Here is a 26,250-nt window from a genome sequence, read left to right as displayed (position 1 = left end):
GGATGGCGTGATCCTAGAGAGCAGGAAGAAACGGACAGTGAATATTCTGAGTTGATCGGGAGTTAACAACTCAATTGGTTGACGAATTCCTCTCCCCCTTGAAGGCCTTCCCGGGGCTTATCGAATCTGGACGTGGTCGGCGCCTACCGGAAAAGTCAGTTGTACCCTTGCCCCATCGCCCGGCATCGAGCTGATATGCGCCTCGCCGCCGCTCTGCCGGACGAAGCCGTAGACCATTGCAAGGCCGAGGCCTGCACCGCCGTGTTCCTGCCGGGTGGTGAAATAGGGCTCGAAGGCCTTGTCCACCGCCTCGGGCGTCATGCCCACTCCCTCGTCGGTGACCGCGATCAACAGTGCATCCTTCTCGGAAGCGGCGCTGATCGAGATCAGGCCACCATCGGGCATGGCCGCTGCCGCATTCAGGCAAAGGTTGAGGATGGACTGCTCGAGGAGGGCAGGGTCGAGCGCAATCGAGGGAAGATCCTCGTCAATCTCCAGCGCAATCTTGCATTTCGGGCCGACTGCAATCTCAAGGATATCGGCCATGCCGCGCAGCAGGTTTGCGACGTTGATGCAGCTCGGATGAATGGGCTGCTGGCTGCCGATGGTCAGCATGCTGCTGGCCAGAGAACGGCCGCGATCCGCCGCCTTGCGGATGCGGGCGATGTGGCGTTTCTGGCGATCGTTGAAACCGGCTTCGCGCTCCAGCAGGCCGAGGCTGCCGGTGATGATGCCGATCATGTTGCCCACTTCATGACTGACCTGATGGGTCATGCGCATGATGCCATCAAGCCTCTGGGCTTTTGCGGCCTCCGCCTCCTGACGATCGAGAGAAGTCACATCCCGGGCGAGCAGCACGATACCGCCATCCGGCTGGCGTGACATCGATACTTCGATCACTCGTTGATCTCCGGTGCGATGGCGCACGACTGCCCGGTCCATCAACTCGCCTCGGCCGCTCTCGAAAGGGAACAGTGCGGGATCGATCTCCGGTATAGGTTCGACAAAACGGCGAAGCGGCAGCTTACGCGACGAGCCGGAACGACCGACAAGTTCTATGATCCGGCGGTTCATGGTGATTGGCCGACCGGTCGGATCGAACAGCGCTATTCCCTCATTCATGTTGCGGAAGGTTGAGCGGATGGTTCGGGCCGCCGCTTCCGCCGTGCGCCGCAGGCGGGAGACGCGATCGACGCTGTCATGGAAAGCCCGGAATGCATCGAGCAGGCGGATCAGTTCCGTCTCCGATCCGGTGTAGGATGGCGGGCCGACATCCTTTTCACCCTTGGCGAGCGCGTTCATGCCATTGGAAAGCGTCGCGATCCCGCGTGAGACACGCATCACCGATCGGATCGAGAATGTTGCCATCACCAGAACCAGAAGCGAAGCGACTGCGACGATGACCAATAGCCGGCTCAGAGCGTCCGAGGTCGAGATCAGGTCCTCGTTCAGGCTGCGGGCAACCGCATCGCTCTGGGTTTCGGTGACATGGGACAGATCGCGCGACACGATGTGAAGCCGCGACACCGAGGCGCGGATCGCAAACATTTCCAGGAGGTAACGGCTCTGCGCTTCAAAGACCCGCTCATAGGGCTGCAACTCGGCCACTGGGAGCCGCTCTCCGGGATAACCTTCCTGGCGCGCGGTGGTTTCGGCAACATAGCGGCGGCGCAGTTCGCCAAGCTGGAAGAGGCTGTCGGATGCGGATGCGGCCTGCACGATGCCGTTCATCCGCCGGCGCAGTTCGGGATCGGTGATGCCGCGACCCGTGGCAATTTCGCCAAGCGCGGCTGCCGCTTCCGCCTTGTGGCCCTGCGCCGCATCGGCATCCTTTGCCAGATCCAGCGTCTGTGTTCTGATCAATTCGAGGAGTTCGACGATGCGCTCGTTGGCAAAGCCGCGGGCGACCCGATCACCGTTGCCGGGCCCTGTCATCTCGAGCAGGATGTCGACCTGCTGGACCACGGACCGGCTTTCGCTGGAGACGCGATATGGTGAGGCGGCATTCATCAGGAACGGTGCGCTCGAGACGAGGTCGGAGACCTGTCGCGAAACCAGCGATGCCTTGGCAAGGCTGGAAAAGGCCTGCAGGCCGTAGGCGGCCATTTCATCGCGGGCGCGTTGCAGGCCGTAGATGGCGATGGCTGAGAGGCTGAAGACGAGGATGCAGATGAAGACGATCGCAAAGGGCAGGCGAAAGGCGATCGAGGAAAGGAAGGAGCGGCTGATCACGGAGAAAGCTCGCCCTCGTCGGTGTGGAGCACATAACCCCTGCCGCGCCGCGTCTTGATGTGACGCGGCAGATCGGGGTTTCGCTCGATCTTGCGCCTCAGCCGCAGCACCAGCACATCGACGTTTCTATCGATATAGCGGTCGCTTTCCGAGCCCAGCCTGTCGAGAATCTGGGAGCGGCTGACGGGCTGGTTGGGCGTTTCGGCCAGAATTTCCAGAAGTGCGAATTCGGCACTTGTCAGCGTTCTGCTGCGATCGGTCAGGCAGACCGCCTGTCGGGCATTGAGATCAATCGCCCAGTCGCTGAGGAGCAATGCTGCCCGGCCGTGGTCGCGCTCACTGTCTTTTTCCTGCTTCAAGGAGGGGATCGTCCGGCGCAGAACGGCCTTGATCCTTGCCGTGAGTTCGATCGGTTCGAAGGGTTTGACGACATAATCGTCGGCCGCCGTTTCCAGCCCGAGAACCCGGTCGGCGGCGCTGCCGGCAGCCGTTACCATGACGATGCCGATATCAACCTTGCTGCGCAGTCTCTGGGCAAAGGTGCGGCCGGAGGTGCCGGGCAAGTTGTGGTCTACGAGCACCAGCTGCATCACGTCCTTCGCCAATATCTCGTCCGCTTCCTCGGCGGAGCGCGCGCAGGTGGGCAGCCAGCCCTCGGCCTCGACGAGGTCCGAGATAAGCTCTGCCATATCCGGATCGTCCTCGACGATCAGAATGCGAACCTTCTGATTAAGCACGGCGTATTCCTCCCGCCATCATCATAGGCGCGGCAGACGCGATCTTCAAAGCCTAGCTGGTTATCCGCCCTGTCATATTTGTAATATCTGTAATCTTGTTCCGAAAGATTGGTAACCATTCTTCGATTGCGGTGCGGTCAGGATGTGACATGCTAATGGCGGAGATTGGAACGGGGAGGTTCCAAGCAGGGAGGCTCAGTTGAGAGCATTGACCGCACTTGCGGCGAGCATGGCCTTATGGCTGTGCGGCGCAGGGCATGGCATGGCCGCGACGAAGTTGAACGTCCTGTGCGGCGTCGACGAGGCTTGGTGCGTGACCATGCAGCGGGCTTTCGAAGCGCGGATGGGGGTCGAGATTTCGATGGTTCGCAAGAGCACCGGCGAAATCCTTGATCAGATTCGTGCCGAACGCTCCCATCCGACTGTCGACGTCTGGTGGGGCGGTACTGGCGACACCCATTTGCAGGCGGGTTCGGAAGGCCTTCTGGAAGAGTATCAGCCCGCCCATCAGCAGGATCTGCTGCCATGGGCGCAGAATTTCAATGCGATGTCGGGATCGAAATCGGCCGGAATCTATGCCGGTGCGCTCGGTTTTGCCTATAATTCGGAACTGCTCGGCAAGAACAATCTGCCGGCCCCGACATGCTGGAAGGATCTGGCGAAGGAAATTTATCGCGGCCATATCCAGACCGGCAATCCGAACTATTCCGGCACGGCCTTCACCATGCTTGCCACGCTTGTCCAGCTCTTTGGCGAGGAGGAGGCTTTCAGTTTCATGGGCAAGCTTAACCAGAATGTGGTGAGTTACACCAAGGTCGGCTCGGCGCCCGTGAAGGCGGCGGCGCGGGGGGAGATTCTGATCGGGATTTCCTTCATGCATGACGCCGTGACACAGAAGATCGAAGGCTTTCCGCTGGTGATCGTCGCCCCTTGCGAGGGAACCGGTTACGAGATCGGTGCGGTCAGCATCGTCAAGGGCAACCACAACGATGCGCTGGCGCAGTCCTTCGTTGAATTCGCGCTGACCCCGGCAGGACAGGCAACCGGGGCAAAGGCGGGGCAGAACCAGGTGCCATCCAACGCCCGGGCGACATTGCCGCTGACGGCGCCCGATATATCGATGATCAAGATGGTGGATTACGACTTCGCCACCTTTGGCCAACCCGAAGAGCGAAGTCGATTGTTGACCCGCTTCGACAACGAAATTCACCCGACTCAGTAGGGTCAGCAATCCAAGACCGAAAAGACAGACAGCGTGGCAGCACACGATGCCGCGACCGGCAGCGCCATGTTTTTGGCACTGCCCAACCATTCAGACGCAAGCTACAGGAGGATAACCATGCGACTGACGATACTTTCCACATTGCTTTTTGCCGGTACGGCACTCGGCACCACATCGGTGCAGGCGGCAGGCGAGCTTAACCTGATCTGCTCGGCCGATGTCGTCATCTGCGAACAGATGAAGGGCGATTTCGAAAAGTCGCATGACATCAAGGTCAATATGGTTCGCCTGTCTTCCGGCGAGACCTATGCCAAGGTGCGTGCGGAAGCCCGCAACCCGAAGACCGATATCTGGTGGGCCGGCACCGGCGATCCGCACATGCAGGCGGCTTCCGAAAACCTAACGCTCGAATACAAGTCGCCGATGCTGGATCAGCTGCAGGACTGGGCCGTCAAACAGGCGGAAAGCACCGGTTACAGAACCGTCGGCGTTTATGCCGGCGCGCTGGGCTGGGGTTACAACACCGAAATCTTCAAATCCAAGGGTTACAAGGAGCCGAAGTGCTGGGCCGATCTGCTGGCACCGGAACTGAAGGGCGAAATCCAGATCGCCAATCCCAACTCTTCGGGCACAGCCTATACGGCGCTTGCCTCGCTCGTGCAGATCATGGGCGAAGACCAGGCGATCGATTATCTGAAGAAGCTCAACGCCAACATCTCGCAATATACCAAGTCCGGCTCCGCGCCGGTGAAGGCGGCAGCGCGTGGCGAGACGGCACTTGGCATCGTCTTCATGCATGATGCCTTGGCGCAGACGGCGGAAGGTTTCCCCGTAAAGTCCATCGCGCCCTGCGAAGGTACCGGCTACGAAATCGGCTCCATGTCGATCATCAAGGGTGCCCGCAACCTCGAAAATGCCAAGACCTGGTACGACTGGGCGCTGAAGCCAGAGGTCCAGTCACGCATGAAGGACGCCAAGTCCTTCCAGCTTCCATCCAACAAGACGGCGGAAGTGCCGAAGGAAGCGCCGAAGTTCGAGGACATCAAGCTCATCGACTACGACTTCAAGACCTATGGCGACCCGGCCAAGCGCAAGGCTCTGCTGGAGCGCTGGGACCGCGAGGTCGGTGCAGTCGCAAACTGATCTGAACTCCGGCGATCGGCATCCCGGCTTTTGAAAGTCGGGATGTCCGCCGTTCCTTCATCGGCATGAAATAAGCGAGGTCGGCCATGACACGTGGCAATCGCAGGCTGAACATTGTCCTGGCGCTCGGGGCTTTTGCCCTGGTTTTTCTTCCCTGGTATCGCATTGAAGGCGGCTTCTTCAGCTTCCGCTGGCTGTCGGAGTTTCTCTCTTCCCCCAGCAATGCGCCCGGTGTGCTGCAAATATTGGTTTATGGAAAACCCTGGCTTGCCGGTGCCGGCCTGTTTTTCCTTGCCGGATGCCTTGTCCGCCCGATTGGCGATCCGATGCTGCGCGGCAAGCTTCTTGCGTGGATTGGTGCTGCCGGTCTCGTGGTTCTGATTTTGCAGGGACTGGCGATCGGCTTTACCGGCTGGACATGGAGCGTCAGTGAAAACCTGTTCGGCGTGCTTTCCGATGGTCAACCCGCCATGGGCGCCGGTGCCGTCGTCATGTCGCTGGTCTTTGTGCTTTTCTTTGCCTTCGGGCTTGCCGAACGTGGCGTGATGAAGGGCGATGCCTTTGTCGTCGGCTCGATTTCCATTCTGGCCTTCCTCGTTACCGTTTTCGTGTTCTATCCGATCGGCAGCATGCTGATCGCATCCGTTCAGGATTTCGATGGCTCCTTTAATGCCGATGGCTTCATCCGCAATATTCAGGATCCCGGCATCTGGAGCCTTGGCTGTGTCACGGGTGAAGAGCGCTGCGGCGTTGCCTGGCGAACGCTCTTCCTCGCCTTGATGACCGCCTTCGGCTCCACAGCGCTTGGGTTGGGTTTCGCGCTGGTCGCCACCCGCACCCGTTTTCCGTTCAAGAAGGGTCTGCGCCTTCTGACGGTTCTACCGATCATAACGCCGCCTTTCGTCATCGGTCTTGCCCTGACGCTGCTCTTCGGCCGCGCCGGTGTCGTCACCGAATGGCTTTCCTATCTCTTCGGCATCGAACCCGGCCGCTGGCTTTACGGCATGACCGGCATATGGATCGCGCAGGTTCTCTCCTTCACGCCGATATCCTTCCTGGTGCTGATCGGTGTCGTCGAAGGTGTCAGTCCGTCGATGGAGGAGGCGTCGCAAACGCTTCGCGCCGACCGCTGGCGCACCTTCTGGCGCGTGTCGCTGCCGCTGATGAAGCCGGGTCTCGCCAATGCGTTCCTCATCGGCTTCATCGAAAGCATGGCGGATTTCGGCAATCCGCTGGTGCTTGGTGGCACGCATGGGGTGCTGTCGACGGAAATCTTCTTTGCCGTCGTCGGTTCGCAGAACGACCCTTCACGCGCCGCTGTTCTCGCTATTATCCTCCTGTGTTTCACGCTTTCGGCCTTCCTCGCCCAGCGTTTCTGGCTGGCCGGCAAGAACTTCGCGACAGTTACCGGCAAGGGCGACAGCGGCGCGCATATCGCGCTGCCACGCGGCCTGTCCATCGGTGTCCATGCCGTCGTCGTGCCGTGGATGGTCTTCACCATCGTCGTGTACGGCATGATCCTCGTCGGCGGTTTCGTGAAGACCTGGGGTCTCGACAATTCGCTGACGCTTGACCACTACATCCGCGCTTTCTCCGTCAGCTTCTCGAATGGCTCGATCGCCTGGACCGGTGTTGCCTGGAACTCGTTCTGGACGACCATGGAGATCGCGCTGGTGTCGGCGCCGCTGACCGCTGCCGTCGGTCTGCTGACGGCCTATATCATCGTGCGGCAGAAGTTTGCCGGTCGGAACATCTTCGAATTTGCCCTGATGATGAGCTTTGCCATTCCTGGAACGGTCATCGGCGTCAGCTACATCATGGCCTTCAATCTGCCGCCGGTGGAAATGACGGGATCGGCGCTGATCCTGATCGCCTGCTTTGTCTTCCGCAACATGCCGGTCGGCGTGCGCGGCGGCATTGCGGCAATGAGCCAACTCGACAAAAGCCTCGATGAGGCCTCGCTGACGCTGCGCGCCGACAGTTTCCGCACAATCAGGAAAGTGATCCTGCCACTGCTGCGCCCGGCGATCACGGCGGCTCTGGTCTACTCCTTCGTCCGAGCGATTACCTCGATCAGCGCCGTCATCTTCCTCGTCAGCGCCCAGTACAACATGGCGACGTCCTATATCGTCGGTCTCGTCGAAAACGGCGAATACGGTGTGGCCATTGCCTATTCCTCCATGCTGATCGTGGTGATGATCACTGTTATCACCGGCTTCCAGCTCATTGTAGGCGAGCGTCGCCTGCGCCGCGAAAACCGCGTCGCGGGACTGCCGTCCGTGTCCTCCGTTCCTCTCGCTCAGGAGAAAACCGCATGATTTCCGTAAAGCCCGGTTCCGTCACCTTTCAGAATGTCCGCAAGACATTCGGCGCCTTCACCGCCATCCCCGACCTTTCGCTCACCATCGAACCCGGCACGCTGGTGACACTTCTCGGTCCCTCCGGCTGCGGCAAGACGACGACGCTGCGCATGCTGGCGGGGCTCGAACATCCGACGGCCGGTCGCATTCTGATCGGCGACAAGGATGTGACCATGCTGCCGGCCAATGAGCGCGATGTCTCGATGGTTTTCCAGTCCTATGCCCTGTTCCCGCACATGACGGCGCTCGACAATGTCGCTTATGGCCTGCAATCCTCCGGACTGCGCAAGGCGGAAGCACGGGAGAAGGCCGAGGAAGGTCTGAAGCTCGTGGGGCTGGCCGGCATGGGACATCGCCTGCCTGCCGAGCTTTCCGGTGGTCAGCAGCAGCGTGTGGCGGTTGCCCGCGCTCTGGTGCTGGAGCCGCAGGTGCTGCTGCTCGATGAGCCGCTTTCCAACCTCGATGCGCGTCTTCGCCGCCGGGTTCGGACCGAAATCCGGGAATTGCAGCAGCGGCTTGGTTTTACCGCCGTTTATGTGACGCATGATCAGGACGAGGCGCTGGCCGTTTCCGACCGGATCATCGTGATGAAGGAAGGTGAGATCGCCCAGTCAGGCGCGCCGCGGGAACTCTACGAGGCGCCGGCTTCTTCCTTCATTGCCGACTTCATGGGCGAGGCGAATGTCGTCGGCTGCGAGGTGGTCAGCCTTGAGGGCGCCGATGCGTTGATCCGCGTTGGAGGGATCGATCACCGTGTTGCGGCACGCAACGCCAAGCCCGGCCCGGCAAAGCTTGCGGTTCGTCCGGGTTCGATTTCCATCGCTCAATCCGGCGGACAGGGGCTTGCCGGGCGGGTGCTGCACAGCGCCTATCTCGGCGGGCATGTCGAGTACGAAGTCGAGACCGATATCGGCACGCTCTTCATCATCGACCATGCCGTCGAGACCAGTCTGCCGCCCGAAAGCGATGTCACACTCGGGTTCAAGAACCGTGGCATTGCGTTGATCCAGGCCTGAGTTTCAAAGCGTATCGTGGCGGCCCTCTCAAATGTCCTTTGCGAGACGCAGCGCATCGTAGATCGCCGCATGTGTATTGCGTGCGGCGACCGCGTCGCCGATGCGGAACAGCCGGTAGGCACCGCCAGGGTTGCGCTCGACGGTTTGGGCGGAGCCCTCCAGCAAGGCGTCGTAGGATATTTCGCCGAGGTTCTTGGAGTCGGGCTTGAGGTCGAAATAGAGATCGTCCAGCGGCACCGTGCCGTGATTGACGACGATCTGGTCCACGGTCCTTGATTTCGTCACGCCGCCGTAGTCGCTCCCGACGTGGGCGACGAGTTGGTTGCCGTTTCTTTCCGCTGCTTCCAGCCGATAGGTGACGGTGAAGGTGACGTCGAGTTTTTGCAGTGAGCGCATGTAAGGAACGAGGTTCATCGCCATGACTTCAGGCGCGAAGGCGCGATCCGGGGTCATGATCTCCACTTTTGCGCCCACCTTTGCGAGAAGTTCTGCTGCCTGCAAGCCCGCATGGTCGCCGGCATCGTCGAAAACCAGCACATTCGTTCCCGGCTTGACGTCGCCGGAAATGATATCCCACGAGGAAACGACCAGATCATTGCCGTTTGAAAGCACATCGGTATGCGGCAATCCGCCGGTGGCGATGATGACGACATCGGGGCTTTCCGAGAGCACCGTGTCCGCTTCCGCCCAGCTGTTGAAGTGAAAGGTGACGCCGAGCCTTTCGCACTGGCTCATGCGCCAGTCGATAATGCTGATCATTTCGCGGCGGCGTTCGCTTTGCGCGGTCAGGCGGATCTGGCCGCCCGGATCGTTTGCGGCCTCGAAGACGACGACCTCATGGCCGCGTTCGGCACAGACACGCGCGGCCTCCAGCCCGGCCGGACCGGCGCCGACGATCACGACCTTCAGGCTTTCCGTCGCCTTGGTGATCTCGTGCGGCATCGTTTCTTCGCGGCCTGTCGCCGGATTGTGAATGCAGAAGGCGAGGCCGCCCTGATAGATGCGGTCGAGACAGTAATTGGCGCCCACGCAAGGCCTGATATCGTCCTCCCGCTTTTCCATGATTTTCCGCACGATATGCGGATCGGTCATGTGGGCGCGGGTCATGCCGACCATGTCGACCTTGCCGGAAGCGATGGCGTATCTGGCGGTGGCGACATCCTGGATCTTGGCGGCGTGGAAGGTGGGGAAACTGGTTGCCGCGCGGATTTCGCCCGCGAAGTCCAGATGCGGCGCGTTCGCCATGCCCTGAATGGGAATGACGTCGGTCAGGCCGGGATCGGTGTCGATATGACCCCTGATAACGTTGAGATAGTCGATCAGGCCGCTATCCCGCAACCGGCGCGAGATTTCGAGGCCTTCCGCCTTTCCGGTGCCGCCTTCAAGACATTCGTCGGCGGTATATCGAACCCCGAGGATGAAATCGTCGCCGACACGCTCGCGCATTGCCCTGAAGACGTCGAAACAGAAACGCATGCGGTTGTCCAGTGAACCGCCATAGGGGCCATCCAGCTCGTTGGTCAGCGGCGAGACGAACTGGTCGATGAGATGGCCATAGGCTTCAAGCTCCACCCCGTCCATGCCGCCCGCCTTCATGCGTTCCGCAGCGTCGGCGAAGTCCTTGATGATGCGCTCGATATCCCAGTCCTCGATCTTCTTCGGAAAAGCGCGATGCGCGGCTTCCCGCTGGTGGGATGGTGCCAGCACTGGCAGCCAGTCGCCCTTGTCCCAGCGCGTGCGGCGGCCGAGATGCGTCAGCTGGATCATGATCGCTGCACCCTCTTCATGCACGGCGTCGGTCATTTCCCTGATCCAGGGAACGATTTCATCCTTGTAGGCCAAGAGGTTGTTGAAGACGGGCGGGCTGTCTTTCGAGACGGCTGCGGAGCCTGCCGTCATCGTCATGGCGACGCCGCCCTTTGCCCGCTCGAGCGTATAGGCGCGGTAGCGCCCTTTCGGCATGCCGTCCTCCGGATAGGCCGGTTCATGCGAGGTAACGATGATGCGGTTTCGCAGGGTGAGATGCTTTAGCTGGTAGGGCTGAAGAAGGGGGTCATTCGACATGGCGACCGTGCTCCGAGAACGTTTATGGGAGAAGGCTAAGCGGGAATGTACATATGTGTCAATTAATAAAACACTTGTGTTTATGCATTTGACATGAGTGGACATTCGCCTTGTCGCGACCAGACCGATTTGCTAGGAAATCATCATGGAAGCGACATTGAACGAGACCGGTTGGCGTGGATCGCAGGAGGGCTGGCTTGAGGCCGCCTACCAGGCACTTCTCGAATCCGGGGTGGATTCCGTGAAAATCCTGCCGTTGGCGAAAAAGCTGAATCTTTCGCGCACGAGTTTCTACTGGTTCTTCAAGGATCGGGAGGAGTTGCTGGCCGCACTCGTCTCCCGCTGGCGCGAAAAGAATACCGGCAGCATCGTCAGGCAGTCGCAGGCCTATGCGGAGACTTTGGCAGAAGCGATGCTGAATGTTTTCGATTGCTGGCTGGATGCCGGCCTGTTCGACAACAGGTTCGAATTTGCAGTTCGCAGCTGGGCTCTTCAATCCAATGACATTCTTGCCGAGGTGCGTAAGGCCGATCAGACGAGAATGGATGCGCTTTCGCGCATGTTCATGCGTTTTGGCCATGCCGAAAATATGGCGGATGTGCGTGCCCGCACCACCTATCTCGTGCAGATCGGCTACATCTCCATGCAATCGGAGGAAGATGTGGCCGTGCGCATGAAAAGGATCCCGGACTATATTGCGATCTACACCGGTGAGGTGCCGCAGCAGCGGGAGCTTGACCGGTTTTATGCAAGACATGGGTACAGGCCGGGATAAGGCATCCAAGGTGTGACGGTCGATTTGCGTCTGGCAGGAGGGTGAGAGAAGGATAGTCCGGCTCCTTGCCTGCAATGTAGCTGTAACATTCACCGACCAGTGGTGAGTGCGGCAAGAGTTCACCTTTGGGGAAAAGTCATTGCGAATCCTGCTTCTCGAGGATGAACCGGAAATGGCGCGGGCCCTGCTCGAAGCCCTGCGGCGGCGTGATGTGCTTGCGGATCATGTCAGGACGATTGCCGATGCCGACGCGCTGGCGCGTGACGGGTCTTACGATGTGCTGGTTCTGGATCGTCGCCTTCCGGATGGTGAAGGTTTGAACCTTGTGTCTTCGCTTCGCAAAGCCAGGCATTCCGTGCCGATCCTCGTTCTGACGGCGCTCGGAAGTGTCGATCACCGCGTTGACGGTCTTGACGCCGGCGCGGATGATTACCTCGCCAAGCCCTTTGCGATCGAGGAATTGCTTGCCCGTCTTCGGGCGCTGCACAGGCGCGGCCCTTCGCTTTCCAGCCAATATCTGAGCTTCGGAAATCTGAGCATTGATCCGAAGAGTAATGAAGTCACAGTTGCCGGTGCCATCATCGAGTTTCGGCGGCGGGAATATCTGGCGCTCGAGGCTCTGATGCGACGCCCGAACCGCATCGTGACGCGTTCCAACCTGGTCGAGGCGGTTTACACCCTGGATGATGAGATCGAATCGAATGCTCTCGACGCCCATATCTCCCGCATCAGGAAGAAGCTCGCGCAGGCCGAAGCCACGGTCGAGATAAGAGCCGTGCGAAACATCGGCTATCTCATCCGGTCGAATACATGAAGCAGGAGCGCAACCGATCCCTGCGGTGGGCGCTGATGAAGCGTCTTTTCGCCTTGCAGGCGTTCTTGCTCGTTCTGTTTGTCATCCTCCTCGTCGGCTGGATCTGGATCATTGATCCACGGCTGGAGGGTGCCAATGAAGAGGCTGTCCGCATCGTTGCGGAAAGCGTGACAAAGGATGGGCAGGGCCGCGCGCAAGTTTTGCCCACGCCCGGATTGGTCGAGCTGAAACAGCGCTATCCGAATCTTTGGTTCTTGGTGCGGGACGCCGATGAAATCGTCCTGCGATATGGAGAAATCCCAGCACCGGCTTTGGCGGCAGTTTTTCCGTCAAGCATCGAAAGGGCGCGTCTGGAAGCCGGGGAAACAGTCCGGGCCACCATGGAAAACCGTGATACGCCTGCCGGGCGGCTGCAATTCATTGCCGGGACGGAAAAAGGCGTCCCGAATGACGGCCTCAGCCTATGGATCAGTATGCAGTTGGATCTGGAAAAGGATGCCAACGGCGAGATCCGCTGGCTTACTGTCTTGCCGGGTGTAGGCTTCATCATTCTTATCGTCGTCGTGCCCATGCTGATCCTGACTGGTATCGCGACATTGATCGTGACCCCGAGGGCGGTCGGCCGTTCACTTGGCGGCCTCATGGAAACGGTCAGCCAGGCGCAATCCATCAATTTCGAGAACAGGTCCGCCCGTATCAATCGTTCCAAGGTACCCAGCGAAATCATTCCCCTGGTAAATGCCTTCAACGTCGCGCTCTCCAAGCTGGATGAGGGATATAATCGCCGTAACCGCTTCCTTGCAGATGCCGCGCATGAGTTGAGAACGCCGATTGCAATCGCGCGGATCAGGGCCGATCTTTTGCCCGATGACGCGCTGAGCCGACAACTCCGGGCCGATATCGATCGCCTCACACGCGTTGCGCACCAGTTGCTGGAGATGCAGGCGGTCGGCGTGGTGGAATTACCCGCCGAGCGGCAGGACCTGAACATCCTTGTCGAGCGCATCGCGACCGATCTCGCGCCGATTGCGATGGATGCCGGTTACGAGTTCGATTTCGAGCCGAGTGAAGGAGAGGCCGTGTTCACGGTCCAGACTTCGATCATCGAGATGGCGGTCGTCAATCTCGTTCGCAACGCAATCGATCATGGCGGCGGCAAGGGCGCTATCACGATCCGGGTCGGTGCTGCGGGCTTCATTGACGTTTGCGATGAAGGGCCGGGCATACCCGTCTCGGAGCGCGAGCAGGTATTCGAGCCGTTTCACCGCGTCAACACGAACTCGCCGGGAGCCGGCCTCGGGTTGAACCTGGTCCAGAAGGCGGCCGAGCTTCATTGCGGACGTGTCCTGTTTCTTGATCTCAATCCCGGCTTTTGCGTTCGGCTGGAAATTCGCTCGGTGGCTTCGAAAGATGCTGCGGCTGACACTGTCTAGCTGATGGGATTTTAAGCGATCAGGCACGTTTCCCCGGGCCTGACCACCACCAAGTTCAAGGATGGCAACGGCGTCACCGGTCCCGACGGCTGGAAACAGGCTACCTGGTTGGCGCTGGCGTCGAACAGAGCTTCGGCGGCGGCCTGTCGGCCAAGTTTGGCGAGCGGCAGGTCGAAGACCGATCTAAATGATCACGTCATCAAGGCTGGCCTGAACTGCCGCTTCTGACCGGCCCATCCGATGAGAGATCCCAGGGAGAACGTTTCAACGAACACCACCGCTTCAAGCATCAAAGCGGCGGTCAAAAATCTGGGAGGGCGGAGTTTGAAATCCGGAAACGATCACTCGCATTCGAGCGACGGTTGCCGGAAGCTCGTGACATACCATTCACCGCCGGAATTGCGTGTGTAGAAAGTATAGAAGCAGTCTATGCGCTCGACATAACCCGGCGTCTCGGACACTTCGTAACGCTCGCCGCGTCGTGTTGTCCGCACTTCGCCACTCGATGATCCGGCGACAGCCTGTGTCTTGTTCTTCCGCCACTGGTAGGCCTGCTGTCCACCGCCAAGGCTATAGATATTGTCCGGCGGCCCATAGTCCAGCATCACGCTGGTGATGGGCGCGCCGATGTAGCTTTTCATGACTGTCGAGGCGCAGGCCGAAACCAGGATCGATGCAGTGACAAGGGAGAGCGCTGTCAGGAAGGCGGTTGACGATCTCTCGGACATGGCAATTTTCCTCCGCTGTGGTGAGTTTCCACAGGGATAGGAACCAGCCATTACAAGTACATTGCACGCGAAGGTCGTGACGGGGCAGTGAATCCCTGCGGAATCAGAGACCGGCGATGTTGCGGCCGATGTGGCGCAGGATGCTTTTGAAAAGTTTCACTTCGGCCGGGTCCAGGCCTTCGATCGCGGTCTTTTCGAACATGGCGGCGATGGGCATCAGTTCCTCGGCAAGTTCTTCACCCTTTGGCGTCAGCGTGATGCGCACGATCCGCGCATTGTCGACAGGTCGCTCGCGGCTGACGAGGTTGCGTCTGACGAGCAGGCCAACAAGCCGGGAAAGCGTGGAAATCTCCACCGACACGAGGTCGGAAAGCTCGGTCAACGTTTTGCTTTCCTGTTGTCTCAGCGTTGCCAGCACACGATACATCGGCAGGGTGATGTCATAGGATGCCAGCCTCAGGGAGAAGCGCTCTCCAAGCCGAACACCTACCCAGTTGAGCAGGTAGGGCACCGAGTCAGTGAACTGATAAGACACAAGCAAAACCCCGTTTTGAGAACCACGTGCGCGGATGACGTGGCGCACCCATCGGCTGTACCGGCATAATCTATCAGTTTCAATAGTTTCGCTCCAGAAGACCGGGGACGGCGAGGCCATATCGCAGCTTCCCCCGCCATAAAACATTTGCATTGACAAATGTTGCAAATGAAAATATTTAAGAATGCAGGATTTGGGAGGATCTCATGACATCAGCACTGTTTGGCCTGAACAATCTTGCGCCTGAAGGCGTCGGCCAGAATTTCCGCACGACGATGCGCCGTTTTCCGGCGACCGTGACGGTCATCACTGCCTGTGCCACGGGTGATCAGCGCGATCACGGCATGACGGTTACCGCCGTCACCTCGGTTTCGATGGAGCCGCCCTCTCTTCTGGTTTGCCTGAACAACCGCACGTTTCTGCACGAATTGCTGCTCTGCCGGCCCGATTTCATCGTGAATGTGCTGACGCAGGACCAGATTGCCTTGTCTGATGCTTTCAGCGGCAAGGTTTCGCCGGAGGAGCGTTTCCGCAACGGCGAGTGGCAGCGTCATGACAACGGTGTTCTTTATCTGCCCGCGGCCCATGCCGCCATCGCCTGCCGCCGTGTCGCGGCAATGCCGTATGGAACGCATACGGTGTTTATCGGACAGGTGGTGTCGGCCGACGTCAGTGAGACGACGCGGCCGCTGCTTTACGAAAATGCCCAATATTGCGCCGCAAGCCCGGCAGGCCTGTCCGCCTGATATTTCCCGGCTAGACTATTCTCGGAGGAGACGATCATGAACGATATGAGCCATGCGCCACAGCCGGCGCAAACGAACCCGCATGTCCGCCTCGTCGGTCGCGTTGCCGGTGTAGCCGATCTTTTCCGGTCCAGCGCCCGACAAACAGAGGAGGCGCGCCGCGTTCCCGCCAATCATATCGCGGCGCTGCGCGGCATCGGCTATTTCGATATCGTCAAACCGCGGGCCTTCGGCGGGCAGGGCGGTGAATTTGCCGAGCTTGTCGAAGCCAATATCGAGCTTTCGGCTGCCTGCGCGTCGACAGGCTGGGTTGCCGGCCTGCTTTCCGCCCATCAATGGCTGCTGGCGATGTTTCCAGAGGAGGCGCAGGCCGATGTCTGGGGCGAAAACCCTGACGCGCTTCTGTGTGGTTCCTATGCGCCGGTAAAGATGGCGGAGGCCGCTGACGGCGGTTACCGCCTGAGCGGCAAATGGGCCTTTGCCTCGGGCTGCGAGAATGCCCAATGGTCTCTCTGCGCCGCCATCCTGCCGCCGCAGGGCGAAGGCAAGCCGGTTCCGGCCTTCCTTCTCGTGCCTGCAAGCCAATATACCATTGAAGACACCTGGCATGTGGTCGGGCTGGCCGGCACGGGTTCCAAGACGCTGGTTCTCGATGATGTCTTTGTTCCCAAACATCGGGTTCTGACCTTTCCGGACGCGACCAGCGGCCACACGCCGGGCGGGCGGTTTTATGCGCAGGAAGGTCTCTTCAACATGCCGCTTCTGACCGGCATTCCTTCCTGTCTCGCCTCGGCTGGCGTCGGCGCAGCCAAGGGTGCGCTGGCAGCCTATGTCGATCATGTCGGTGGCCGGGTGACCCGCGGTGCGGTGGCGGGCGGCAATAACCGCATGGCGGAATTTCCAACCATCCAGCTGCGTGTCGCGGAAGCCGCGGCGAGCGTGGATGCCGCTTGTGAAATCCTGTTGCGCGACGTTGCCCGGGCGCAGGCACTCTCACAGGCAAGGCTTGAAGGCCGGGCGGAATTTTCGGTGGACGACCGGCTTTTGAGCCGTCGCGGCCAGTCCTTTTCGGTCTCTCTGGCGCTGCGCGCCGTGCAGGCACTCAACGATTCCACCGGCGGCGTCGGGCTCGATCTTTCCAATCCGGTCCAGCGGGCCTGGCGGGATGCGAATGCGGTCGGCCGCCATATTAGCATGAACTGGGATGCCGTGGGCACCATGATCGGCCAGAGCATGCTCGGCCTGGAACCCAAGGGCCAATATTGACCGCACATCTGGCGGCAACTGAACAGCGATTTTCGGAGGAAATAACATGCAAGGCAAGGTCGCTCTCGAAGAGCATTTCGCAATCCCGGAAACACTTCAGGATTCGGCCGGGTTCGTGCCCGGTGATTACTGGAAGGAACTGCAGCATCGCCTGCTCGACATTCAGGATACGCGCCTGAAGCTGATGGATGCGCATGGCATCGAAACCATGATCCTGTCGCTGAATGCGCCGGCGGTGCAGGCTATTCCCGACAAGAAGAAGGCGATCGAGATTGCGCGTCGCGCCAATGACGTCCTGGCTGAAGAATGCGCCAAGCGGCCGGACCGCTTCCTCGCCTTCGCAGCCCTGCCGTTGCAGGACCCGGATGCGGCGACCGAGGAGCTTCAGCGCTGCGTCAACGATCTCGGTTTCGTCGGCGCGCTCGTCAACGGCTTCAGCCAGGAGGGCGATGGCCAGACACCGCTTTATTACGACCTGCCGCAATATCGCCCATTCTGGGGTGAGGTGGAAAAGCTTGACGTGCCTTTCTATCTGCATCCGCGCAATCCGCTGCCGCAGGATTCCCGCATCTATGACGGCCACCCCTGGCTGCTTGGCCCCACCTGGGCGTTTGCGCAGGAAACGGCGGTTCACGCGCTGCGCCTCATGGCATCAGGCCTGTTCGATGAGCATCCGCGCCTCAACATCATTCTTGGCCATATGGGCGAGGGCCTGCCCTACATGATGTGGCGCATCGACCACCGCAATGCCTGGGTGAAGCTGCCGCCGCGCTATCCGGCCAAGCGCCGTTTCATGGATTATTTCAACGAGAATTTCCACATCACCACCTCTGGCAATTTCCGCACCCAAACCCTGATCGATGCCATTCTGGAAATCGGTGCCGACCGCATCCTGTTCTCCACCGACTGGCCCTTCGAGAACATCGATCATGCCTCCGACTGGTTCAACGCGACGAGCATTGCCGAGGCCGACCGGGTAAAGATCGGCCGCACCAATGCGCGCCGCCTGTTCAAGCTCGACGGAGCCTGAGCCATGCAGCCGTTCGTCTATACGGCGGCCCCGGCCCGCATCGTCTTTGGCACGGGTAGCTCCGTGGGCGTGACGGAGGAAATCCGTCGCCTCGGACTGTCACGGGCGTTGGTGCTTTCCACACCCCACCAGAAGGGCGATGCGGAGGCTTTGGCGGCCCGGCTTGGCCCATTGGCTGCCGGTGTCTTTTCCGATGCGGCCATGCACACGCCGGTTGAGGTGACGAAAAGGGCGGTCGAGGCCTATCGCGCTGCCGGTGCCGATTGCGTCGTGTCGCTCGGCGGCGGCTCTACCACCGGTCTCGGCAAGGCCATTGCCTTGCGCACCGATGCGGCGCAGATCGTCATTCCAACGACCTATGCCGGCTCTGAGGTGACGCCCATTCTTGGCCAGACGGAAAATGGGGTGAAGACCACCCTGCGCGGTCCGGAAATCCTGCCGGAAGTGGTGATTTACGATGCCGAGCTGACGCTTGGATTACCTGTTGGCATCAGCATGACCAGCGGGCTAAACGCCATGGCCCATGCGGCAGAGGCGCTTTATGCTCGGGATCGCAATCCCATCGCCAGTATGATTGCGGTGGAAGGGTTGCGGGCGATGATCGAGGCGCTTCCCGGTGTGAGGATGGAGCCGCAAGATACCAAGGCGCGCGAAACAGCACTTTACGGCGCGTGGCTATGTGGCACGGTGCTTGGCGCTGTTGGCATGTCGCTGCATCACAAGCTTTGCCACACGCTGGGTGGTAGTCTGGACCTGCCGCATGCGGAAACCCATGCGGTCCTTCTGCCGCACACCATCGCTTATGTGGAGCAGGCGGTGCCGGATCAGCTTGCGCCGCTGGCCGCACTTGTCGGTGGCAGGGCAGGGATGGGTCTTTACGATTTTGCCGCCCGGCTCGGCGCGCCGGCAAGCCTTGCAGCACTCGGTGTTGGCGAGGAAGATATCGACCCTATGGCCGAGCTTGCGACCGCCAATCCTTACTGGTGCCCGCGGCCAGTTGAAAAAACCGCGATCCGCGCTCTGTTGCAACGCGCCTTCGAGGGCGCAAGGCCGGAGTGATCCGGCAAGCAGGGAGCGGCAGTGATGGGAGGAGGACATTATGGACATGAAAACGACCGGTGACGACGGCTATTTCGTCGAGGAACGTTCGGCTGAAACCGTGATCGCCCGCATGCGCGATTGTGACGATCCGCGTCTCAGGGAGATCATGGCGGTCGTCACCCGCAAGCTTCACGAGGCGGTGAAAGAAATTGAGCCGACTGAAGAGGAATGGATGAAGGCGATCCATTTTTTGACCGAGGTCGGCCAGATCTGCAATGAATGGCGGCAGGAGTGGATCCTGTTTTCCGATATTCTCGGCGTTTCCATGCTGGTCGATGCGATCAACCACCGCAAGCCGAGCGGCGCGTCGGAATCCACCGTTCTCGGGCCTTTTCATGTGGCCGATGCGCCTGAGATGCCGATGGGCGCCAATATCTGCCTCGACGGCAAGGGCGAGGACATGCTGGTAACCGGCCGCATTCTTGACACCGATGGAGTACCGGTCGCAGGCGCCCGCATCGACGTCTGGCAGGCCAATGACGAAGGTTTCTACGACGTGCAGCAGAAGGGCATTCAGCCCGATTTCAACCTGCGTGGCGTATTCGTCACCGGTGAGGACGGACGCTACTGGTTCCGGGCTGCGAAGCCGAAATATTACCCGATACCGGATGATGGCCCCGTGGGGCAGCTTTTGCGGGCCATGGGGCGCCATCCCTACCGGCCAGCGCATCTGCATTACATCGTTTCGGCGGAAGGCTTCACCACGCTCGTCACGCATATTTTCGACCCTGACGATCCCTACATTCGTTCGGATGCGGTTTTCGGTGTGAAGGAAAGCCTGCTGGCCGATTTTCAGCGGGTGGAGGATGCGCAGAGGGCGCAGGAGCTGGGGTTCACCAACGGCTGGTTCTGGTCGGTGAACCACGATTTCGTGCTCGCCCGATGACCGGCGGTAGCGACCGTCCCCGGCTCTATGTGCGTTTTGCGGAAAGTGATCCCGCTGCCGTGGAGCAAAGGTTGGCGCAGATGAGTGCCCACAAGGCTCATTTACGCAACGAAGATGGCGTGCCGGAAGGATTCAGAATTCTCGCATCCGGCCCGATGCAGGCGGAGGGCGGAGGGTCTGCCGCGGCCCTCATCATTGCTGAAGCCCGCTGTATCGAGGACGTCATGGCTTTTAGCGACGCCGACCCTTTTGTCATTCACGGCGTCTATAACCGCATTCGTATTTTGAACTGGACGCCGACTTTGTCGAGGATTTCGGGGCTGCAAGGCAACTGAAATCCACGCCTGCAATGGCAGTTGGCGATTGTTAATATTTCAATTGCAATTTTTGCAAACGCAACATTTAATCGAAGGCGGGTGATACCGGCGATATGTGTCTTGACAGGAGCGAGGCGCACATCAGGGTGGAGCAAGCCGGGCACCCAGGGAGCAATCGCAGGAACGGGAAGACGTCGATCCATTCCGGGTGGCGCGTTCATGCGTGAAAGGGAGGAATATGTCCACGAACTATATGAGCGCCGCCTCGGTGCGGACGAAGAACCCGGCTGGCGTCATCGCGACATGCGGCCTGATGATCATGTTCGACGGTTACGATCTGGTCGTTTACGGCGCGGTTGCACCGGCGTTGCTAAAAGAAGGCGCATGGGCGCTCAATCCGGCCATGGTCGGGCGGGCTGCCGCCTTGACGCTGGTGGGCATGCTGCTCGGCGCGCTGTTTGCCGGCACCATGGCGGACCGTATCGGCCGCCGGAAGGTCGTTCTCATCAGCCTTGCCGGATTTTCAGCGATGATGATTGCCTCGGCCATGACGCCGAACTTTCTTGCTTTCGAAATCACGCGCTTCTTCGCCGGTCTCGGCCTTGGCGCGCTCCTGCCGACGGTGACCGCGCTCGTGCTGGAATTCTCGCCGCCCAAGCGCAGGGCACAGGCAAACTCCCTGTCGTTCCTCGGTTATCTTATCGGCGGCATCATTTCCGGCCTGATGGGTATCCTGCTTCTGGAGAGCTATGGCTGGCGGCCATTGATGCTGATCGGCGGCCTGCCGCTTATTCTTCTGCCGCTGTTCATGCGGCTCCTGCCGGAATCGCCGGAATGGCTGGCAAGCAAGGGCCGGCAGGCAGAGGCAGACGGGATTTGCGACACCTACGGCCTGCAACGCATTACGCCGCATGCCAAGATCCAAAAGGGCGGTGTGGGCGCCCTGTTCTCGGAAGGCCGGCTGCTTTCTACGCTGAATGCCTGGGGTATTCACTTTTGCTCGCTTCTGTTGACCTTCGGCATGGTCAACTGGCTGCCCACCATCATGAACAAGATGGGCTACGATATCAGTTCGGCGCTCAGCTTTTCCATCATGCTCAATGTCGGAGCCGCAATCGGCATTCTCATCGGTGGGCGCTTCGCCGACAAGGGTAACGTCAAGGTGGTTGTGGCCGTCCTGTTTGCCATTGGCGCGGCCTCGATCTGGGCCTTGACGGTGAACAAGGGGCCGTTGCTCTATCTCTTCGTTGCCCTTGCGGGTGCGGGAACGATTGGAACCCAGATTCTTGCCAACGTTCTGGTCGGGCGGCTTTATCCTGTCCATATTCGCGGTACGGGTCTTGGCTTTTCCCTGGCCGTCGGGCGGTTGGGCGGCATCGCCGGTCCGATGATCGGCGGTCTCGTGCTGCAACGGGGCCTGGCTCCGGAGTGGAACTTCTACATTTTCGGCTCGGTCGCGCTGGTCGGGCTGGCTTTGACCGTATTGACCCTGCTCTACCGCACTTCAGGCGACGGGCGGGTTTGACTAAGATGATGTTGGCCGCAGGGCAAAACCTGCGGCCAGCACTTATGGATGGTCTAGCCTCTGTGACGGCTGCGGAGTTGCCCCAACGTCGCGAGTGTATTGCCGCTGATGGACGTGCTGCCGCTGCCGAATAGAGCGAGACGCGGATCCGACGTTGCGTTATTCGCTTCGAATGTCAGCAAAAAGCGATTGACCAGTTTTTCGACCTTCTTGGGGTCCTGCAGGTCCTTTATCTTCAGCTTCTTCTCGATCATCTTTGCCTGCGCATCCACCTTGGAGTTTGCGGTTTCGGCGGGAATTCCAACGGCGGTGCGGGTGAACTCCGCAAGCGCATTGTCGGCGAGTATGTCGTAGGGATTGGAAATGCTGGCGGCCATGCGCTTGAAATAGAGCGCAAGGCGAACGCCGGAATTTTCTTCGCCGACCCGCTGTTCCAGCGTCTGCCGAACATATTTGTCGCGTGTTTCCATGAGGCTGCGGGTGTTCTGCACGCTCTGGCCAGCTTTCGCGACGATATTCCCCTTGGCGTCGAAATTGAAGGAGCCGGCAAGTGCGCGGAAGCGGGCATTTTTTTCGGTATTAGCGAAACTTTTGGGGTCCTTGAGGTCGGACTTGAAGATCTTCTTGAGGTAATCGGTGGTGACCGTTTTGGGGTCGATACCCTGTGCAACAAGCATGAAATCGAGCAGGCGGCGGTCGGCAAGCAATTGATCGACGGTTTCAAGCGTTTCCATTTTCTGGCGATAATAGGTGACCTCCGCCTCGCCTTTCTCCCTGGCCTTTTTGTCCTTGTCCCACCGGGTAACTTCCGTCAGATAATTTCGCGATATTCGGGTGATCTCGTTTTCCGACTGGGCGAGCCGTGGTGAGCCGATCTTGCCCTCGGCATCAAAGTTGAAAGCCTTGGCCAGCCGCACGAAACGCTCGTCCTTCAAAGTGTAAACGTAACTTTTCGGGTCCGACAGATCGCTGGTGAACACCTTTTTGAGCGTGAAGGACGAGGCTTCTTCAGCGGTGATATCGAAGGCCTTCAGGGCAAAGTTTCGAATAATGACCGCGCCCTGCGCGTTCGACAGAAAATCCTCGAGATTTTTCGTCAGGCCGATATAGCGCCGGTAGTTCTTGATTGCCTTTTCGTCCGCTGCTTCGTCCTTGTCATCGTAGCGACTGAAGTAGAGGTTCATCATGGTGTTGAGCTGTTCGGTGGTCTGCGCGACCTTGCCGGTCTTGATCTTGCCATCCGCACCGAAATTGAAGGCGCGTGCCAGATCGACAAGACCTTTGTCCTTCTCCTTGTGGATAGGGCTTTTCGGATCATTCGGATCCTGCAAGACGGCCCAGCCGATTTTCTTGTCCGTCTCATCATTGTCCGTCAGATTGAAGCTGACGATGAGCATCGTTCTAAGGCGCGCAAACTGCGTCATCTGGCTGGCCTCGGTGATGGTTTTCATCTTGTCCGCGAAATACTCGCGGTTGAGAACAGCTCCGGCCTGCGTCAGGCGGGGATTTGAAAGAACGTAGGTTTCGTTAATCAGTCGCCTCTGCGCAGCCGTCTGCGCCGGCATGCCGTCATCTACGCGGCCGTCGTCGCGGAAATTAAACGCGGCCGCCATCTCGAACAGTTTGTTGGCATCGTTGATACGCTTGTTATATTGGCTGATCAGGTAGTCGATCTTTGCGAGCGCCGGTTTGTCGGTGGACGCGACGCCTGCACGTTCTATGCGCAGATCGGCCGCCTTTGCCTTCCACTCCGGGATCAATGACTTGTAGGTCTTGTTGATGTAGCTATCGGCATTGCTGATATCGCTCGTCAGAACGTTTTTGACGTGCTTGTAGCTGAAGGTCTCGGGGTCGATGCCGAAGGATTTGAAGACATAATCCCGAAGCCGCGTGTTCTTGAAGATATCGTCGACATGCCCGACCTTCTCGATGGCAATGTTATAAAAACGGGTCTCTTCCTTTAATTCGGCGCCTTCCTGTTCGATCGTAGCGTGATAGGTGGCAATCAACCGGTCCTGCTGTGATTTTGTCTGAACCGATTTTTCCGCTTTGATCGTGCCAAAATCGAAAGAGGCAGCGAAGTCGCGGTATCGCGTATCCTTCAGTTTGTTGGCGAAGCTGTTCGGATCGTTGAGATTGCTTTCCAGCACCTTCTTCATGAAGGCGGTGGCATAGATCATTTCCTCCAGTCCATGCGCCTTCATGGCGTAGGAATAGAGCCGGAAGTCCTTCAGGAACGCGTCAAGGTTTTTGACCTTGCCGATATTATCCGCATAATATTTGGCGTCGCGCGATACGACGGGGTCGTTCGCGACGCGTTTCAGCGTCAATTCCATATCACGATTGTAAAGAGCGTAAGTCGTATATGCGGGCAGCACCATGTGTCTCCGAAAAAACTATGGCAGAATCTGTGCGTGAACCAGTTATGAAGCGGAGAGTTGCAGTATAGTCTTGCGCGTAGCTGTATGATTAAAAGTAATATGTAGAATAAATATTTTGTATTATTAAATTAGTTGAGATTTATATTGATCGTTTGGCGCGTGGCTGCGTTCAGATCGCGTGCAGGCAGAAGCGGCCCTAAAGCACCAACGCCAACACCACGCCGGCAAACAAAGGGGAAAGACTTGGCAAAAGCTGAGGGCGGCACATTTGTCCGGGCTGTTGGGACAGACGTGCGAAAATACCGCTGGCAGCGTGTTCAGCGCTATCCTGGGGCAAGGCCGTACTAGAGGTTTTTTCTAGGGCAGTTCCGGGTACTGCTACGGGTTTTTGCGGGAGACGGGGGCGATGGTCGCCATCTGCAACAATGTGCGCTCATTCGTGCGTTTGGCTCGCGCCAATGCATCGTCGCGGTCTTCCGGAAGCGTGTAGGTCATGTAGGACAGCGAGGTTTCGAGGTCGTTATTATTGTGTCCGAGGATGGCCGCGAAATAGCTGTTCTTGGTGACATGGGGCGGCGCGAAATTGTGATACGCCACCTCCGCATAAAGGTGCCGCAGGCCATAGGGCTTGGGCAGTTCTTCCTTCGGCCAGAGATCCTCGAACAGATTAAAAACCGTGTCCCGAAGCAGCAGGCGGGTTTCCGATGAAAAATCGTCGATCGACATGCCGTGCCACAATTTTCCCTGCCCGCTTTCGCGCAGGCGCTGGTAGGCGGACAGGATGGTTGCGGAGCGTGCAAGGACCGGGATCTCGTAGGTAATCCCGAATTTCGTTCCTTCGCCCTGCTTCGTCTTGGCCTGACCGTTAAACAGGATGCTCCATTTGGAAACACCCTTGCCATAGGGGGCGGGTGAAAACTCGGCCTGTGTAAAGACCTCGTAGGGGCGTCGCCCCGTCATGCCGATCAGACCGATGCCGATCATCAGCGGATCGTTGGACTGGAGGCAATCGGTGCAAATCTTCAGAACCTGCCGGTAATTTTCGAACGTGATCAGCGCACCATGCTTGTTGGCGATCTTCTCCATCTTGACCCGGCGCGCATCGTCGTACATCGCTGCATCGCCGGTGGCGATCTTCAGCATTGGATGCTCATCGCCAAAGGCTTCGCGGATAGCGTTGCGGTATTTCGTGATGTAGGAAATGATCGTCGTCTGGGCTCTGCCCTTCATGAGGTCGATTTCAGCGGTCCACAAAGCCTGCATCTCTTCTTTCGAGCCCAGGCCGTTCATCGCTGCAATAAAATCCGCGATCCGCAAAAGCACTGTCGGCTTGCGGCCAGCGGTGTTGAATTCCGCCCGTTCGATCTTTTCGACAATGGAGGTCGCAACGCCGGTTTTCGGATAGTCGGCCCGCTCTATATAGGTCTTTAGCCGCTCCCGCAGCTTTTTCATGTTGCAGATGGCAAGCGGGGTGCTCTTTGCGCCAAATTCGGCCTTCAGGGCATAGCGATATTTCATGATGTAAAGTTCGAGCGTCTTTTCCGTGCGGCCATTGTCGAAATGGTAGCGGACCTCTGCGTCCCAAAGATCGCGGATTTTTTTGTTTCGCAACGCCTCGCTGCTTTTCATCGCCTCCCTGACCCGACCGACGAACTGGTCGATGCGTTCCACGAGAACTGGAGTTTTGGTCTTTCGTGCGAGCATACGGCGGCCCCTGAACCGGTCGGGAAATATAAAATCTATGATTGGCAATCAACAGAAGCATGGTTGCGGAAATGCCATGGATATTCGCCGCCAGCATATTTCTTTTGAATAATAGTTTAATCGATTCCGCAAGTATGGCCGTGATGCGTGGAACCTTCAAGGAAGGTTTGCGAGCCGAGATCGGTCATTCGGGGAGCCGGCATCCTGCCGGCGGCGCTTCGGGTGATTGAATTCT

Annotated in this window: 21 protein-coding genes and 1 pseudogene; 15 read left to right on the top strand and 7 right to left on the bottom strand. The window is 59.0% G+C overall.

Annotated elements, in window-relative coordinates; genetic code table 11:
- Nucleotides 1-117: 117 nt before the first annotated feature.
- A complete protein-coding gene (locus CRO62_RS16060) occupies nucleotides 118-2,232 on the bottom strand; it encodes a sensor histidine kinase (RefSeq protein WP_097100868.1) in 2,115 nt (704 codons plus the stop codon).
- Nucleotides 2,229-2,969 carry a response regulator transcription factor gene (locus CRO62_RS16055; protein ID WP_003514167.1) on the bottom strand — a complete coding sequence of 247 codons (741 nt, stop codon included), beginning with the start codon at nucleotides 2,967-2,969 and terminating at the stop codon, nucleotides 2,229-2,231. Before CRO62_RS16055 ends, CRO62_RS16060 begins: the two co-directional genes overlap by 4 nt.
- Before the next feature lie 229 nt (nucleotides 2,970-3,198).
- Here CRO62_RS16055 and CRO62_RS16050 point away from each other — a divergent pair, with 229 nt between their 5' ends.
- The 4 genes from CRO62_RS16050 to CRO62_RS16035 all read left to right on the top strand — a co-directional run bounded on the left by CRO62_RS16050 (nucleotide 3,199) and on the right by CRO62_RS16035 (nucleotide 8,710).
- Nucleotides 3,199-4,191 carry an ABC transporter substrate-binding protein gene (locus CRO62_RS16050; RefSeq protein WP_179784647.1) on the top strand — a complete coding sequence of 331 codons (993 nt, stop codon included), beginning with the start codon at nucleotides 3,199-3,201 and terminating at the stop codon, nucleotides 4,189-4,191.
- Nucleotides 4,192-4,308: 117 nt separating this feature from the next.
- Nucleotides 4,309-5,334, top strand: a complete 1,026-nt coding sequence (locus CRO62_RS16045) for an ABC transporter substrate-binding protein (RefSeq protein ID WP_097100867.1) — start codon at nucleotides 4,309-4,311, stop codon at nucleotides 5,332-5,334.
- Between the two features lie 86 nt (nucleotides 5,335-5,420).
- On the top strand, nucleotides 5,421-7,652 hold the full coding sequence (locus tag CRO62_RS16040) for an ABC transporter permease (RefSeq protein ID WP_097100866.1): 2,232 nt from the start codon (nucleotides 5,421-5,423) through the stop codon (nucleotides 7,650-7,652).
- Complete coding sequence (locus tag CRO62_RS16035; protein ID WP_003514159.1) at nucleotides 7,649-8,710, top strand: ABC transporter ATP-binding protein; 1,062 nt, start codon at nucleotides 7,649-7,651, stop codon at nucleotides 8,708-8,710. The genes CRO62_RS16040 and CRO62_RS16035 overlap by 4 nt, the downstream gene beginning before the upstream one ends.
- A 27-nt stretch (nucleotides 8,711-8,737) precedes the next feature.
- Here CRO62_RS16035 and CRO62_RS16030 read toward each other — a convergent pair whose 3' ends face one another.
- Nucleotides 8,738-10,774, bottom strand: a complete 2,037-nt coding sequence (locus CRO62_RS16030) for an NADH:flavin oxidoreductase (protein ID WP_097100865.1) — start codon at nucleotides 10,772-10,774, stop codon at nucleotides 8,738-8,740.
- Between the two features lie 145 nt (nucleotides 10,775-10,919).
- On the opposite strand from CRO62_RS16030, the gene CRO62_RS16025 reads away from it, so the two are divergent.
- The 4 genes and pseudogenes from CRO62_RS16025 to CRO62_RS27675 form a co-directional block, all read left to right on the top strand.
- Nucleotides 10,920-11,549, top strand: a complete 630-nt coding sequence (locus CRO62_RS16025; RefSeq protein ID WP_179784547.1) for a TetR/AcrR family transcriptional regulator — start codon at nucleotides 10,920-10,922, stop codon at nucleotides 11,547-11,549.
- Nucleotides 11,550-11,688: 139 nt separating this feature from the next.
- Entirely contained in the window at nucleotides 11,689-12,363 is a 675-nt protein-coding gene (locus CRO62_RS16020; RefSeq protein ID WP_097100864.1) for a response regulator transcription factor, read from the top strand.
- Between the two features lie 35 nt (nucleotides 12,364-12,398).
- Nucleotides 12,399-13,796 carry a HAMP domain-containing sensor histidine kinase gene (locus CRO62_RS16015; protein WP_323455506.1) on the top strand — a complete coding sequence of 466 codons (1,398 nt, stop codon included), beginning with the start codon at nucleotides 12,399-12,401 and terminating at the stop codon, nucleotides 13,794-13,796.
- A 36-nt stretch (nucleotides 13,797-13,832) separates the two neighbouring features.
- A pseudogene (locus tag CRO62_RS27675) lies at nucleotides 13,833-14,024 on the top strand (porin family protein); the annotation flags it as partial.
- Nucleotides 14,025-14,137: 113 nt separating this feature from the next.
- Here the strand turns inward: CRO62_RS27675 and CRO62_RS16005 are convergent.
- The gene (locus tag CRO62_RS16005) at nucleotides 14,138-14,524 is read right to left on the bottom strand and encodes a hypothetical protein (protein ID WP_097100862.1); all 387 of its coding nucleotides are present in this window, start codon (nucleotides 14,522-14,524) and stop codon (nucleotides 14,138-14,140) included.
- A 103-nt stretch (nucleotides 14,525-14,627) separates the two neighbouring features.
- The gene (locus tag CRO62_RS16000; protein WP_025594436.1) at nucleotides 14,628-15,059 is read right to left on the bottom strand and encodes a MarR family winged helix-turn-helix transcriptional regulator; all 432 of its coding nucleotides are present in this window, start codon (nucleotides 15,057-15,059) and stop codon (nucleotides 14,628-14,630) included.
- 206 nt (nucleotides 15,060-15,265) lie between these two features.
- On the opposite strand from CRO62_RS16000, the gene graD reads away from it, so the two are divergent.
- The 7 genes from graD to CRO62_RS15965 all read left to right on the top strand — a co-directional run bounded on the left by graD (nucleotide 15,266) and on the right by CRO62_RS15965 (nucleotide 21,930).
- Nucleotides 15,266-15,805 (top strand): FADH(2)-dependent resorcinol hydroxylase reductase component, encoded by a 540-nt coding sequence (gene graD, locus CRO62_RS15995; protein WP_097100861.1) that lies wholly within the window; start codon nucleotides 15,266-15,268, stop codon nucleotides 15,803-15,805.
- A 36-nt stretch (nucleotides 15,806-15,841) separates the two neighbouring features.
- Entirely contained in the window at nucleotides 15,842-17,071 is a 1,230-nt protein-coding gene (graA, locus tag CRO62_RS15990; protein WP_097100860.1) for an FADH(2)-dependent resorcinol hydroxylase oxygenase component, read from the top strand.
- 46 nt (nucleotides 17,072-17,117) lie between these two features.
- Nucleotides 17,118-18,101 carry a gamma-resorcylate decarboxylase gene (gene tsdA / locus CRO62_RS15985; protein ID WP_003514143.1) on the top strand — a complete coding sequence of 328 codons (984 nt, stop codon included), beginning with the start codon at nucleotides 17,118-17,120 and terminating at the stop codon, nucleotides 18,099-18,101.
- Nucleotides 18,102-18,104: 3 nt separating this feature from the next.
- Nucleotides 18,105-19,160 carry a maleylacetate reductase gene (gene graC, locus CRO62_RS15980; protein WP_097100859.1) on the top strand — a complete coding sequence of 352 codons (1,056 nt, stop codon included), beginning with the start codon at nucleotides 18,105-18,107 and terminating at the stop codon, nucleotides 19,158-19,160.
- A gap of 40 nt (nucleotides 19,161-19,200) precedes the next feature.
- Complete coding sequence (graB, locus tag CRO62_RS15975; protein WP_097100858.1) at nucleotides 19,201-20,088, top strand: hydroxyquinol 1,2-dioxygenase; 888 nt, start codon at nucleotides 19,201-19,203, stop codon at nucleotides 20,086-20,088.
- Nucleotides 20,085-20,423 carry a YciI family protein gene (locus CRO62_RS15970; RefSeq protein WP_097100857.1) on the top strand — a complete coding sequence of 113 codons (339 nt, stop codon included), beginning with the start codon at nucleotides 20,085-20,087 and terminating at the stop codon, nucleotides 20,421-20,423. Before graB ends, CRO62_RS15970 begins: the two co-directional genes overlap by 4 nt.
- Before the next feature lie 220 nt (nucleotides 20,424-20,643).
- Nucleotides 20,644-21,930, top strand: coding sequence for an MFS transporter (locus tag CRO62_RS15965; protein WP_154961530.1), 1,287 nt, complete (start codon nucleotides 20,644-20,646; stop codon nucleotides 21,928-21,930).
- 53 nt (nucleotides 21,931-21,983) lie between these two features.
- On the opposite strand, the gene CRO62_RS15960 is transcribed toward CRO62_RS15965, so the two are convergent.
- Nucleotides 21,984-24,311, bottom strand: a complete 2,328-nt coding sequence (locus CRO62_RS15960) for a DUF1217 domain-containing protein (RefSeq protein WP_179784546.1) — start codon at nucleotides 24,309-24,311, stop codon at nucleotides 21,984-21,986.
- Between the two features lie 378 nt (nucleotides 24,312-24,689).
- A complete protein-coding gene (locus tag CRO62_RS15955) occupies nucleotides 24,690-26,015 on the bottom strand; it encodes a telomere resolvase (protein ID WP_097100855.1) in 1,326 nt (441 codons plus the stop codon).
- Nucleotides 26,016-26,250 lie beyond the last annotated feature (235 nt).

This window comes from Rhizobium sp. AN6A (genome assembly GCF_900215635.1).
Lineage (GTDB): Bacteria > Pseudomonadota > Alphaproteobacteria > Rhizobiales > Rhizobiaceae > Agrobacterium > Agrobacterium tumefaciens.
The sequence above is the reverse complement of the archived record's forward strand: the minus strand, read 5'-3'. Positions and strand labels throughout refer to the sequence as shown.

What these genes read in the sequence shown, in the direction of transcription:
- CRO62_RS16040 (WP_097100866.1), top strand. Translation starts at nt 5,421, where the DNA reads ATGACACGTGGCAATCGCAGGCTGAACATTGTCCTGGCGCTCGGGGCT.
- CRO62_RS15970 (WP_097100857.1), top strand. Translation starts at nt 20,085, where the DNA reads ATGACCGGCGGTAGCGACCGTCCCCGGCTCTATGTGCGTTTTGCGGAA.
- CRO62_RS15960 (WP_179784546.1), bottom strand. Translation starts at nt 24,311, where the DNA reads ATGGTGCTGCCCGCATATACGACTTACGCTCTTTACAATCGTGATATG.
- CRO62_RS16025 (WP_179784547.1), top strand. Translation starts at nt 10,920, where the DNA reads ATGGAAGCGACATTGAACGAGACCGGTTGGCGTGGATCGCAGGAGGGC.
- CRO62_RS16035 (WP_003514159.1), top strand. Translation starts at nt 7,649, where the DNA reads ATGATTTCCGTAAAGCCCGGTTCCGTCACCTTTCAGAATGTCCGCAAG.
- graA (WP_097100860.1), top strand. Translation starts at nt 15,842, where the DNA reads ATGAACGATATGAGCCATGCGCCACAGCCGGCGCAAACGAACCCGCAT.
- CRO62_RS16015 (WP_323455506.1), top strand. Translation starts at nt 12,399, where the DNA reads ATGAAGCGTCTTTTCGCCTTGCAGGCGTTCTTGCTCGTTCTGTTTGTC.
- CRO62_RS16045 (WP_097100867.1), top strand. Translation starts at nt 4,309, where the DNA reads ATGCGACTGACGATACTTTCCACATTGCTTTTTGCCGGTACGGCACTC.
- CRO62_RS15965 (WP_154961530.1), top strand. Translation starts at nt 20,644, where the DNA reads ATGTCCACGAACTATATGAGCGCCGCCTCGGTGCGGACGAAGAACCCG.
- graD (WP_097100861.1), top strand. Translation starts at nt 15,266, where the DNA reads ATGACATCAGCACTGTTTGGCCTGAACAATCTTGCGCCTGAAGGCGTC.
- graC (WP_097100859.1), top strand. Translation starts at nt 18,105, where the DNA reads ATGCAGCCGTTCGTCTATACGGCGGCCCCGGCCCGCATCGTCTTTGGC.
- CRO62_RS16050 (WP_179784647.1), top strand. Translation starts at nt 3,199, where the DNA reads ATGGCCTTATGGCTGTGCGGCGCAGGGCATGGCATGGCCGCGACGAAG.
- tsdA (WP_003514143.1), top strand. Translation starts at nt 17,118, where the DNA reads ATGCAAGGCAAGGTCGCTCTCGAAGAGCATTTCGCAATCCCGGAAACA.
- CRO62_RS16030 (WP_097100865.1), bottom strand. Translation starts at nt 10,774, where the DNA reads ATGTCGAATGACCCCCTTCTTCAGCCCTACCAGCTAAAGCATCTCACC.
- CRO62_RS15955 (WP_097100855.1), bottom strand. Translation starts at nt 26,015, where the DNA reads ATGCTCGCACGAAAGACCAAAACTCCAGTTCTCGTGGAACGCATCGAC.
- graB (WP_097100858.1), top strand. Translation starts at nt 19,201, where the DNA reads ATGGACATGAAAACGACCGGTGACGACGGCTATTTCGTCGAGGAACGT.
- CRO62_RS16005 (WP_097100862.1), bottom strand. Translation starts at nt 14,524, where the DNA reads ATGTCCGAGAGATCGTCAACCGCCTTCCTGACAGCGCTCTCCCTTGTC.